Origin of the sequence: Gilvimarinus agarilyticus, from assembly GCF_000832015.1 — a bacterium.
GTDB lineage: Bacteria > Pseudomonadota > Gammaproteobacteria > Pseudomonadales > Cellvibrionaceae > Gilvimarinus > Gilvimarinus agarilyticus.
Window position 1 is genome coordinate 2546299 of record NZ_JXCJ01000001.1, and the last position, 12747, is coordinate 2559045.

Annotated in this window: 8 protein-coding genes; 3 read left to right on the forward strand and 5 right to left on the reverse strand. The window is 52.6% G+C overall.

From position 1 onward, the window contains the following. Entirely contained in the window at nt 1–1254 is a 1254-nt protein-coding gene (glgC, locus tag SD69_RS10900; RefSeq protein ID WP_041523243.1) for a glucose-1-phosphate adenylyltransferase, read from the reverse strand. A gap of 500 nt (nt 1255–1754) precedes the next feature. On the opposite strand from glgC, the gene glgB reads away from it, so the two are divergent. Both glgB and glgA read left to right on the forward strand, forming a co-directional pair. After that, on the forward strand, nt 1755–3992 hold the full coding sequence (glgB, locus tag SD69_RS10905; protein ID WP_041523244.1) for a 1,4-alpha-glucan branching protein GlgB: 2238 nt from the start codon (nt 1755–1757) through the stop codon (nt 3990–3992). Between the two features lie 51 nt (nt 3993–4043). After that, nucleotides 4044–5567: a glycogen synthase GlgA gene (gene glgA, locus SD69_RS10910; RefSeq protein WP_052481085.1), complete on the forward strand. Its 1524-nt coding sequence runs from the start codon at nt 4044–4046 to the stop codon at nt 5565–5567. On the opposite strand, the gene SD69_RS10915 is transcribed toward glgA, so the two are convergent. Next, the gene (locus SD69_RS10915; RefSeq protein WP_041523245.1) at nt 5515–6477 is read right to left on the reverse strand and encodes a M56 family metallopeptidase; all 963 of its coding nucleotides are present in this window, start codon (nt 6475–6477) and stop codon (nt 5515–5517) included. The two genes, glgA and SD69_RS10915, sit on opposite strands and share 53 nt — an antisense overlap. Continuing rightward, nucleotides 6474–6908 carry a BlaI/MecI/CopY family transcriptional regulator gene (locus tag SD69_RS10920; RefSeq protein WP_041523246.1) on the reverse strand — a complete coding sequence of 145 codons (435 nt, stop codon included), beginning with the start codon at nt 6906–6908 and terminating at the stop codon, nt 6474–6476. Before SD69_RS10920 ends, SD69_RS10915 begins: the two co-directional genes overlap by 4 nt. Nucleotides 6909–7134: 226 nt before the next feature. Here SD69_RS10920 and SD69_RS10925 point away from each other — a divergent pair, with 226 nt between their 5' ends. Further along, entirely contained in the window at nt 7135–9210 is a 2076-nt protein-coding gene (locus SD69_RS10925) for a TonB-dependent receptor (RefSeq protein ID WP_041523247.1), read from the forward strand. Nucleotides 9211–10964: 1754 nt separating this feature from the next. Here the strand turns inward: SD69_RS10925 and SD69_RS10940 are convergent. Beyond that, a complete protein-coding gene (locus SD69_RS10940; protein ID WP_041523250.1) occupies nt 10965–11816 on the reverse strand; it encodes an ATP-binding protein in 852 nt (283 codons plus the stop codon). A 22-nt stretch (nt 11817–11838) separates the two neighbouring features. Beyond that, the gene (locus SD69_RS10945; RefSeq protein ID WP_052481086.1) at nt 11839–12705 is read right to left on the reverse strand and encodes an ion transporter; all 867 of its coding nucleotides are present in this window, start codon (nt 12703–12705) and stop codon (nt 11839–11841) included. Between the last annotated feature and the right edge of the window lie 42 nt (nt 12706–12747).

The window sequence follows — 12747 nt, forward strand, 5'->3', positions numbered from 1 at the left end:
CTATTCTCCAGACAACATATCGGGGGTAACCAATACAACTCCTGCGGGAGAGACATAAAAACGTTCGCGATCAGCGGCTTCATCGTAGCCAATAACCGTCCCCTCTGGGATGACGCAGTCGCGATCAATCAGGGCTTTTTTGATTTTGCAGTTGCGGCCTATCTCGACGCTGGGGAACAGCACCGAGTCGATCACCTCTGAGTAAGAGTTGACCCTGACCCGGGGGAACAGCAATGAGTGACGCACCACCGCACCCGAGACGATACAGCCGCCCGCCACCATCGAGTCGACCGCCATACCCCGGCGGCCAGAGTCATCAAACACAAACTTGGCCGGTGGTACGTGTTCTTGATAGGTCCAGATGGGCCACTCAGAGTCGTACAGATCGAGCTCGGGGGTAATGCCGGTTAGCTCAAGGTTTGATTGCCAAAGTGCATCAACGGTACCCACATCGCGCCAGTACGCCTCGCCGCCACTCACCGGATCTTTAAACGGGAAGGCAACTACTTTGTGAGATTTGAGCAGTGAGGGGATAATGTCTTTGCCAAAGTCGTGGGATGAGCCCTCGGATAATTGGTCGCGCTCTAGCTCTTCCATTAACACATCGGTAGAGAAAACATAAATACCCATTGAGGCTAATGCAATGCCGGGTTTGCCCGGTATGTGCTCGGGCTCGGGGGGTTTTTCGGTAAACTTTACAATGTTGTAGTCAGTATCGACATCCATTACGCCAAAGGCGCTGGCCGTTTCACAGGCCACCTCGATACACCCCACGGTAATGTCAGCGCCGCTTTCTACGTGGGCTCCAATCATGGTGCCGTAATCCATTTTATAAACGTGGTCACCGGCCAGAATAAGCACATAGCTTGGGTCGTGACGCTTGATGATGTCGAGGTTTTGGCGCACGGCATCGGCGGTGCCTGCGTACCAGGATTCTCCCAGGCGCTGTTGTGCGGGCAGCAGCTCGACAAACTCTCCCATTTGCCCGCCTAAAAAGCCCCAGCCCCGTTGAATATGGCGGTTTAGCGAGTGCGACTTGTACTGAGTAAGCACGCTGACCCGGCGAATGCCCGAGTTAACGCAATTGGATAAAGGAAAGTCAATAATGCGAAACTTGCCACCAAAATGTACCGCCGGTTTGGCGCGCCATTGGGTTAAGTTTTTGAGCCGGGTTCCCTGGCCTCCAGCCAGCACTAAGGCGAGGGTTTCTCGGGTTAGGCGGCTGACAAAACGTCCTGATGCGGGGTTGGTCATACGGTATTGCTCCTTGCTGCTAGTTTCACCATAGGGGGCTATGACTAACGATTAGCTCTTCACTGGCTATCACTACCTGGCGATAGCGTAAGGGGTATTGCCTGTTGAAAACAAATCGATAACTACCTGGCAAACGCTCCTTGTTGCCTATCGGGATATGACAGAAATATTTAATAGCAAGTTGAGTGCCATAGAGTAATGCGGGGTAAACGTCTGGGTCATAGCGAACTCACGATTCTGTCACAAGGGGGCGATATACTGACGCCAAATGCGTTGATATAACATTGTAGTGATGAGCACTTAATATAGAGGCCAATGACGGTAACGTATAGCGTAACGTTAACTCTATGGCATCAAACGTGCTACAAATGTGCGGTGAATCATAAACATTACAGTCTCATTTTGGGCCGTGCTAAATGAGTGGGCACGAATGGCCTAAACTATAACTAAACTGTGTTACGGTTTTGTGTTCAGCCACTGGCAAAAGGAATAAGCAGCTTATGCCGCGCCCCAAAGGATCACCCCTTAGCAACGAAATGCTACGTATTAGTGCAGCAAGCAGTCACGATCCATTTTCGGTGTTGGGGTTGCATCCCACTGAAAGCCAATCCAACAACGCTAAAACCTCTATTACCGGCGATGCGGCTCACTGGCAGCTAATCACCTTTCTACCCCACGCCCGTGGCTCGGTTTACGCAGAGTTTGACGACGAGTCCGTCGAGCTAGCTCAGCTACCCGATAGCGATTTCTATATGGTCGATCAGATCGCCGAGCGCCCCGCCCGCGTTTATCGGTTGCGCTGGCAAGACGAATACAACAACCATCACCACCACCACGACCCCTATGCCTTTGAGCCGCAAATTAGCGAATACGATTTACACCTGTTTGCTGAGGGACGTAACTGGAACATTCACCACATATTGGGTGCCCACCCTAAAGTGATTGATGGTGTTGCCGGCGTGCTGTTTGCCACCTGGGCGCCGGGCGCCGAGCGAGTCAGCGTGGTGGCCGACTTTAACCGCTGGGATGGCCGTTGCCACGCGATGCGCTCGCGCGGTAGCAGTGGCGTGTGGGAGCTGTTTATCCCCGAGGTTGCTGCAGACACCAAATACAAGTTTGAGATACGCGCGCGGGATACGGGCGCGATAACCGTTAAAACCGACCCCTATGGCCGCTACTTTGAGACTCGGCCCAATACGGCCGCGCTGGTTTATAGCGCCGACCCAGAGCAAGTGTGGACGGACAACGAATGGATGAACCGCCGCCGACTCTGGAGCTGGCAGCAGAGCCCACTGAGTGTGTATGAAGTCCACTTAGGCAGTTGGCAACGGGGAGCGGATAACCAGTTTTTAAACTACCGAGAATTGGCCCACCGACTTGTGGATTACGTGGTGCCATTAGGTTTTACGCATATTGAAGTTCTACCGGTGGCGGAGCACCCGTTAGATGACTCGTGGGGGTACCAAAGCACCGGCTACTTTGCCCCTACCAGCCGTTTTGGCACCCCCGATGACTTTCGTTATTTTGTGAACCACCTGCACAACCACAATATTGGTGTCATTCTCGATTGGGTGCCGGCGCACTTCCCTAAAGATGCGTTTGCGCTAGCCCGCTTTGACGGCAGCGCCCTGTATGAGCATGAGGACATTCGCCTCGGTGAGCACAAAGATTGGGGCACTTTAATTTTTAATTACGGGCGCAACGAAGTGCGCAATTTTTTAATCGCCAGCGCCCTTTATTGGTTGGACGAATTCCATTTGGATGGCCTTCGGGTAGATGCGGTCGCCTCAATGCTGCACCTCGACTACTCGCGCGATGAAGGTGAGTGGATTCCCAACCGCTACGGCGGCAACGAAAACCTTGAGGCGGTCGAGTTTGTCCGCGAGCTCAACATCCAGTGCCACGGCCAGCACCCAGGCGTGTTAGTGATTGCCGAAGAAAGTACCTCCTGGCCGCAAGTGTCGGGGCCGGTTTATTTGGGCGGCCTGGGGTTTTCACTAAAGTGGAATATGGGTTGGATGCACGACTCGTTGCAATATATGAGTAAAGATCCTATCTACCGCCAGTATCATCACGACAACCTGACCTTTGGCATGATGTACGCTTTTAGCGAGAACTTTCAGCTGCCTTTTAGCCACGATGAAGTGGTACACGGTAAAGGCAGCATGATTAACAAAATGCCCGGTGATGACTGGCAAAAGTTTGCCAATTTACGGCTGCTGTATACCTTTCAGTTTACCTACCCCGGCAGTAAGTTATTATTTATGGGCTCGGAGTTTGGCCAGTGGTCGGAGTGGAGCGATAAAGGTGAGCTGGATTGGCCGTTAATGCAGTACGAGCGCCATCAGCAACTGCAGCAATCTGTTGCTGACCTCAATGGCTTGTACCGCAATCAGCCCGCCCTTCACCAACGTAATTACAGCGGCGACGGATTTGACTGGATAGACTGCCACGATAACCGCCAATCGGTTATTAGCTATATACGCCAGGGCGAGCACGAGCGTGTGATCGTCATCCTAAATTTTACCCCGGCTCCCCGCTACGACTACCGGGTTGGGGTACCGGATGCTGGCGAGTATTACGAGATCTTTAACTCAGATTCCACCTATTATGGTGGCAGTAATGTAGGCAACGGCGACAGCCTACAGGCCCAGCAGGAGCCCTGGATGAATCAGCCCTACTCGCTGTCGCTAACACTACCGCCACTGGCGGGTATCGTGCTCAAGTGTCGTGGTTAAACGTTTAACGCGCACACGTAGTAGTCTACAAAATTTCGAAAGGAGCTTGGTGTGAAGGTTTTGTTTGCGTGCTCAGAGGCGTATCCGTTAGCTAAAACCGGTGGCTTAGGTGACGTTGGAGGGGCCCTGCCCCGCGCTCTTGCACGCCTTGGGGTTCAGGTGCGCTTGTTACTGCCTGCCTATAAAACAACTCTGGAGCACGCCAGGCCCCAAGGGCTAAAGTTACTGCGCGAATTTACGATCAGTGGAGCACCGGTAAAGTTGTGGCAATCACGCCTGACTGGCAGCCGGGTGCCGGTCTGGCTGGTGGATATTCCAGAGTTTTCCGATCGCGACGGCGGCTTGTACGGGGATTCGACCGGTGCCGACTGGCCGGACAACCCCTACCGCTTTTATATGTTTTGCAAAGTGGCCGAGGCTATTGCGCTAAATAATATCGGCCTTCAATGGCAGCCCGATGTGGTACACGCTAACGATTGGCAAACCGGCTTGTTGCCCGCGTTACTCGCGCAACACACTGCAGCCCCCGCCTCGGTATTTACCATTCACAATTTGGCCTATCGCGGCATTTTTGATTATCAGGCGTTTAGCAGCCTTAATTTACCGGAGCACTGGTGGCACCACGAGCGTTTAGAGTTTTGGGGTAACTTCTCCTATTTAAAAGCCGGCTTAGTGTACGCCGATGCTATTACCACCGTTAGCCCAAGCTACGCTGAGGAGATAAAAACCGAGGCCTTTGGCTGTGGCCTTGAGGGGCTGTTAACCTATCGCGCCCATTGTTTAAGTGGGATTGTCAATGGTATTGATACCGATACCTGGAACCCGGGTAGCGATCGACACCTGGAGGTTAACTACAACCGACGCACGCTAAAACGCAAGGCGTTTAATAAAGCAGCGTTACAGCGTGAGCTGGGTTTACCAGAGCATGATTCATTGGCATTAGTTGGGTTTATTGGCCGATTAGTCGAGCAAAAAGGTATTGCCTTATTACTTGAAGCGTTGCCATCGCTATTACAGCAACAACGCTGTCAATTGGTGGTTATTGGCTCGGGACAGGCCGAGTTTGAAACAGCGTTAATAGCCTTGCAGGCTCGCTTTCCGCAGCAGGTGTCGGTAACCATTGGCTACGATGAAGGTTTGTCCCACCGCATTGAGGCCGGCAGCGATATCTTTTTAATGCCCTCGCTGTTTGAGCCTTGCGGGCTAAACCAAATGTACAGCCAACGTTACGGCACAATTCCGGTAGCACACTTTGTGGGTGGCTTGCGCGACACGATTGTTAATTTCTCGGACTCATCGGGCGCGATAGACGCCACCCATACCAGTGCGCTGGATAATGTCGATGAAACGGGGTTTTTATTTTCTGAGGCATCGGGCACGGCCTTGGCATCGGCGTTAAATCATGCGCTCACGTGCTTTGACAACCCATTGCTGTGGCGCAAGCTACAAGACAACGCCATGAGCCAGGACTTTGCCTGGGGCAAAAGCGCCAGAACCTATTTAGAGCTTTACCGCCAGACGCTTAGTGCCACCACTCGATCCAGTGATGTAACGGATCAAGCAGCAGTGTTATAGCCACTAGCGCACTCGCACCCAACCACAACAGCCGGTGCCAACCGGCTTTTTCCGGGTACTGATAATCAAGCAGTGCTTTTACGCGCTCAGGTATGTGGCTGCGACAAAAATAACTCGCGGCCTCAGGCATTTGTGATTCAAAAAAGCGCTTATGTAAGCGGGCCACTGTGACAATACTGGTGGCCACATCCGCAGGAGCCACAAAACGAGTCGCGTAGCAATCGCAGGCCTGCTCGTTAGCAAGCTCTAGCCGATTAAGCAGCCGCTGCAGGAACCACCCGCCTGGTAACACCGCTAGTTTTGCGATAAACAAGCGAAGGTTGTCGTGCCGTAACTGATGCGCCCTTTCGTGCTCGACCACAGCGTGTATGGTGTGCTCGCTGCAGCGTTCAATTAGCCCGCGGGAGATAAAAATTCGCGAGCGCCAGTAACCCAGGGTAAAAGCCACCGGTTCATCGCTGGGCAGCACATACACATTGGTCAGTGAATGAGGGTCGGCCAATGCGATAAAAGATTGCACGGTTTGCTGGCTGCGCCACAACCGATACATAAGCGCGCCGCTAAACAGCGCAGCCGCTAACATGGCGAGGCTCTTGAGCCAGGGGATATGAGGCACTAAAGGAGCGTGTTGGCCGCACAGTAGCAGTTGTTCGAGCCCGCCCCCCGGAGCCTGAGACGATATCAGGTTGTGGCAGTGCTCGGACACAAACCAATGAGACCACCCGGGGCTCGTAAGCTCTAATGCAATGATTAGTGCGCTACAAAACGGCAACAGGAGCACTACCCATAATAATAAACTGGCCTCCGCCGGATGCAGCGGCAAGAGCCAGCGCTCGATTAACGGTGTAGCCAGCCGCAGAGCCAGTAGTAGCAACAACCAAACAGTGATACCCGCCAGCAGATAACTCACTGTTTTTCTCCGTCGCTGTTTTTACGGTCTTCCGTTTTGTCCCGTCGCTTGCTGATTAGCCTTTCCAGCTCATCGAGCGATTGGTGGTCAATCTCGTGAGCAAAATCGACAAACCCACTTAATATCGGCGTCATGCTGCCGCTGTGAACCTGAGTTATAACCTTGCCGATAAGTTTACCCAAAAACTCTCCCCGGCTTAGCTCGGCTTGGTATACATAGGCACGCCCACGCTTTGCGCGTTTGATTAACCCCTTGCGATGTAATCTTTCGAGGGCGGACTGCACGGTATTTAAGCTGCTCTTTAACGCGTCGGCTAAATCACGCTGTAAGCTCTTGGCGTCACATTCAGGCACATCCCACAGCGCGCGCAGTAAAGCCAGCTCCAGTTCACCCAGGTGTGGCAAGGTGTTGCTTTGTGATCGTGCCTTCATAGCTATTACGCCTTATTCGTTTTCGCGGCTCGCCCTTTTGTTTTTACTAAACACCGATTGGCAATCGGTGTTGTCAGGGCTTAAAACCACCTACGGAAAATTATATAACATATTGATTATTATGGAATAATTAATATTCAGCAGCTTTAATGTTTACGCCTATGATCCGTAAATAGATCAGTCTCGAATATGATAAACACTCGCAGATAATGACAAAGGATGCATCATGCCACGGCAAACGACTCCCCAGGGCGCTACACGCTCACCTATTTGGCTCGCTTTAACGGCTATAGCGGCGTCACAGCCCTTGCTCGCCCATGAGATAGAAGAAATCGAAGTGTCGGGTCATCGGGTTAATTTAATTGGAGAAAGCGTCTCGGCGTCTGAGGGCGTTGTCTCGCAGCGTGATATCGAGACTCGCGCACTGCTGCGCTCGGGTGAGGTATTAGAGTTAATACCGGGAATGGTCGTTACCCAGCACAGCAGCGCCGGTAAAGCCAACCAGTACTTTTTACGGGGCTTTAACCTGGATCACGGCACCGACTTTGCCACCTTCTACGACGATATGCCCATTAATATGCGCAGCCATGGCCATGGGCAAGGTTATACCGATCTCAACTTTATGATTCCTGAGTCCGTGGCAACTCTGCGTTACAAAAAAGGCCCCTACTACGCCGATGTGGGCGATTTTAGTGGCGCCGGCGCCGGGTTTATGACCAGTAAAAGCGGCTTTAACGAGGGCCAGCTTAAGTTAACCGCCGGCAGTGATGAGTACTACCGTTTATTTGCCGCTGATTCGTTTCACGCCGGCGAAACGGAATTAATGTGGGGCTTTGAGGCCAATGGTTACCAAGGCCCCTGGACGGACATTGACGAAGACCTTGAGAAGTACAACGGCCAAATAAAAGCGACAAGAGCTTTGGCCGACGGCACTCTAACCTGGTCCCTAATGGGCTATAGCAATAAATGGAACAGTGCCGATCAAATACCAACTCGCGCTGTGCAAACTGGCGTAATTGACGAGCTTGGCTCCATCGATACCACCACCGGCGGCAAGTCTTCACGCTACAGCGCGAGTATTAAGTGGCAAAACGACCACTGGCTGGCCAGCGCCTACGCCATTGATTACGACTTATCCTTGTGGTCGAATTTTACTTACTTTCTCGACGACCCCATCAATGGCGATCAATTTGAGCAAGTGGACGAGCGCCAGGTGTACGGCGGTAAACTGCAATACCAACACGACCTTACCCTGGGCTCGCTAGCGGTACACAACCGCTACGGAGTGGAAACGCGCATCGATGATATTGCCGAGGTGGGCCTTTTTCATACCCAGGCACGACAACGCTTGGGTACGGTACGCCGCGATCAAATCACCGAATCGAGTATCGCCACCTATATGGATACCGAAATCAACTGGAGCGAACGATTTAAAACGGTGCTCGGCTGGCGCTACGATTTTTACGACTTTGATGTCAATGACCTCGCCGGCAGAAACAATGCCGGAGTCGATTTAACCCGCAACAGCGGCCAGGCCGACGATGGTATCGCCTCCGTTAAGGCCAGCGCCGTGTATCGGCTAACAGACAACTGGGAGGGCTACCTGTCCGCCGGCACCGGTTTTCACTCCAACGACGCACGCGGCACCACCATTCGTATCGACCCCGCGGATGGCAGCGCGGTAGATACCGTCGACCCACTGGTGCGCTCGTTTGGCTCAGAGCTTGGCCTGCGCGCTAACTTTAACGAGCGCATTAATGTCTCCGCCGCCCTTTGGTATTTAGAGCTCGATAGCGAACTGCTGTTTGTAGGCGACGCCGGCAACACCGAGGCGAGCGACAAAACCGAGCGCACGGGGCTGGAGCTTACCGGTTACTACCGGCTAAACGATAATTGGACGCTGGACCTGGAGTACGCCTACACCCACGCCCGCTTTGTCAACGAGCAACCGGGGCGCCACGTGCCGGGCGCGGTAGAGGATGTACTGCAACTGGGCGTCAGTGCTGATTACGCCAGCGGCGTGTTTGGCAGCTTGCGGCTGCGCTACTTCGGCCCACGACCGTTAGTAGAAACAGGCGATGTAAGCTCCGACGCAAGCACCTTACTAAACGCTAAGTTGGGCTACCGGTTTAAGCCGCTCACAGTGAGTTTAGATATTCTTAATTTACTCGACAGCAACGATCACGACATTGATTACTTCTACGCCTCGCAGTTAGCGGGTGAAGCGTCGGCGGTAGAGGATGTACATTATCATCCGTTAGAGCCGCGTAGTTTTCGGGTGACGCTTGAGATGGCGTTTTAGTTGTTAAAAAGCCCAGACATTGTCTGGGCTTTTTTTGTTAGCGAGTCTCTTGTTGATTTAGGAAAAGTAAATTAACTGCAAAAGGCAGATCCGCGTGTTCTAAGCCCACTACAACGTCATCCCCGGCATAAGCGGAGCGTTGACCGGGGATCTAGTGGCTGGTTTTTTTGTATGAGAATGCCGCTAACGCGGGCTTTAGCCTATAAGCCCGCGTCGCCGGGCGTGGCGACGTACTTTTCGTTTCGCGACGAAAAGTACTCAGCCGTTCCTGCGCATCCATGCGCTCACGGCATTAGTGAATCCATTCACGTCAAAGGCGCGCCCCCACATATCCAGCCCTGCGGGTCCCCTCATTCCAGCTGATTTTAACGGCACGGATTGACAGGGCGCGGCCCAGGCCGGCCTCTCTGCCTTCGGCATTCACCTTCTCCATGCCCTGACAATCCTCTCGCACACGTCCTGTGTGCTCAACCGATAAAATAAGCCTCCATTCGGCTGTATCTACGGGGGAAGTCAAAAGCGGTACTTCGTAGTTGAGTTTAAAATTAACTGTGGAAAGAGAAAACTGACAACAAAGGTCAGCACATCACTTGCTACAACGTCATCCCCGGCATAAGCGGAGCGTTGACCGGGGATCCAGAGACTGGGAACTTTGTACACGTATGCCGCTTTCGCACGGCCAATACTGTCTGGTTTCAGCTCCACAACGACACAACTAACATCCATAATTAATTCCTGCATGACGCCGTGATTTGGGGCCGTATGTAGCCTTAGTGGAACGAAGGTCCCAGCCGATGGCTACAACACCACCTTATTAAGTAATGAAATTTTCATTAACCGCCAGAACCCTTTAGATATATAAGCCCAGCCATAAATAAATTCATCACTCCGATGATCCGTATGAAGATTGGCCTGGCCTTCGTGTCGGAGTCAGAGAAGCTAGTAAGTTGAAATCTCGCTGTAGCCCTCATTAATAAAGCAATAACCTTCCTCGCATTGGACGGAAACACCAAACAGTAGAATCCGAAAGGAACTGTTACAAGTAAGAATATCGATTCATTTGTCATGTCCTTTACTCACTTAACAGCTTATAAGTGTGCGAATTGAAAAGTGCGCCCGACAACCTATCTCCAGTAGAGATTGGTTTAAGAGAACACAGAAAGGATTTGATTGAAAAGGAAAAAGACGACATTTCTGACAGTTCCATGTCCGAGGAAAGCACGATTTGCGCTTATTTTACCGTAGAATATTATGCCACAGCAGGAAACGCAACTACCAACCCAAACCAGCTACGAAGCGCCACTTTTGGGGCCCCTGCAGCCAGCCGAGCGGAGGCCTATTTTAGTGGGTAAACGCATGGACGCGTGCGCAAGCATCGCCACGCCATGGACGGCGTGTCGATGCGGCCCTCTAAAATCGGCCGAAGCGAGGGGACCCGCAGGGCTGAGGTGCCGGGGTGGCCTTTGACGTGAATGGATTCACTAATGCCGTGGGCGCAGGGATGCGCAGGAGCGGCCTTTTGGTTACTTTGCTTTGGCCAAACAAAGAAAAGTCACTCGCCACGCCCGGCGACGCGGGCATATAAACTAGAGCCCGCGTTAGCGGCATCATCATGTACTACGTAGTGAACAAAGCCGCTGGATACCGGCTCCAGGCCGGTATGACGATGTAGTTGGATACGGGATCCAGGGCGCGGTATGACAATGTAGCCAGCTGGCGACTTGAGGCAAACAAAGCCGCTATAACGCCCTACCCTATAAACCCAACGCCCCAATCGTATCGCGGGCAAACTGCCAGGCCACCCGCCCGCTGCGCGATCCACGCGTCATGGTCCAGCGCAACGCCGCTGCACGCATCTCATCATCCCAGGTGCCACCCATATCCTCGATCCAAAAGCGTGCAGCGGCTAAGTACTCCTCTTGCCTAAAGGGGTAAAAGCTTAGCCACAAACCAAAGCGCTCGGCCAGCGAGGTTTTTTCTTCGATGCTGTCGCCGGGGCGAATTTCACCATTTTCTTGAGTGGTTTCGAGGTTCTCACTCATTCTGTGCGGCAGTATATGGCGCCGGTTGCTGGTGGCGTAAAACAGTACGTTATCGCCGGGTGCGCATATCGAGCCATCTAACGCGGATTTAAGGGCTTTGTAGTGATGCTCGCCCTCTTCAAACGATAGATCATCGCAGTACACAATAAAGCGCTCGGGCCGGTCAGTAATCTGTTGTAACAGCTCGCCCAGGCTGGTGAGGTCGGGCTTGTCGATTTCAATAAGTTTGACGGTATCTTTGTGAGCGTACCAGCAGGCTTTGATCAGGGTCGATTTACCGGTGCCGCGCGAGCCGGTTAGCAGCACGTTATTGGCAGGCTTACCGGCGGCAAATTGCGCAGTGTTACGCAGTACGGCGGCTTTTTGTTGCTCGACGTTTTGCAACGCCTCGAGAGGAATATGGTGCGGCTTGTTAATCGCCTGTAAATGCCCGCCGGTAGCGCCGGGGCGCCAGTAAAAAGCCGGGGCACTCCAATCTGTCGCCGGTGGCGCGGCTGGTACAAAGCGCTCCAGTCGATCGAGCAGTGCGTCGACCCGATTAATCAGGTGGTCTAGATCCGCCATAGGTTACTCCGGTAACATCAGGTTAGTGGTTGGCGTCGGGTTTATCAGCCGCTTTGTTTTGTTGTTGCAAAAGTAAATCCATAGAGCGCTGCAACTGCACCAGCTGGGCCTCAAGGTCTGAGCGGGCGGGTTGCTCGCCCTCTTCTTCTATTTGGCGCGCCTGGTTTTCTTTTTCAATCACATTAACCACAATACCGATAATCATGTTTAAAAAGGCAAAGGCGGTTAAGAAAATAAAGCTTACATAAAAGAGCCAGCTTAAGGGGTACACCGCCATGGTTTCGTACATGACATCGGTCCAGTCCTCGAAGGTCATTACGCGAAACAAGGTGAGCATACTGATGGCAATATCACCCCAGAGTACATCGTTGATGTCGGCAAAAAACAAACTGCCGATGGCGCCGTAGATATAAAAAATAATAAACATCAGCAGGGCCACATAACCCAACTGCGGCAGTGCTTTTAGCAAAGAGCTAAGCAGAATGCGCAGTTCTGGGATGATCGAAACCATCCGCAGTACCCGAAACACCCGAATAAGTCGCCCCACCAGGGCCATATCGCTGTTTTCGATAGGGATTAAGCTGACCACCACGATGATGGTGTCGAAGATGTTCCAGGCGGATTTAAAAAAGTCCCGTTTGCGCGGCTCGCCCCAAAACCGAATACTGACCTCGAGTAAGAAGAACAGGGTAATAGCCCAGTCGAGCCCCACCACAATTTTACTGGCCAGAGGCGGAATGTCGTACGTTTTGGCGCCGATCACCAGCGCCGAAAATACGATAATCCCTACCACGAACAGCTCAAACGCTTTGTTGCTGCGCAAGCGGTTAAAGCGAGCCTGCCAGCTATTGCCTTCGGTGGGCAGGTTAACCGGAATCATTTCACTCATAATGTGTATTCACTGTGGTTTGCGTTGATGACCAGGGTGGGC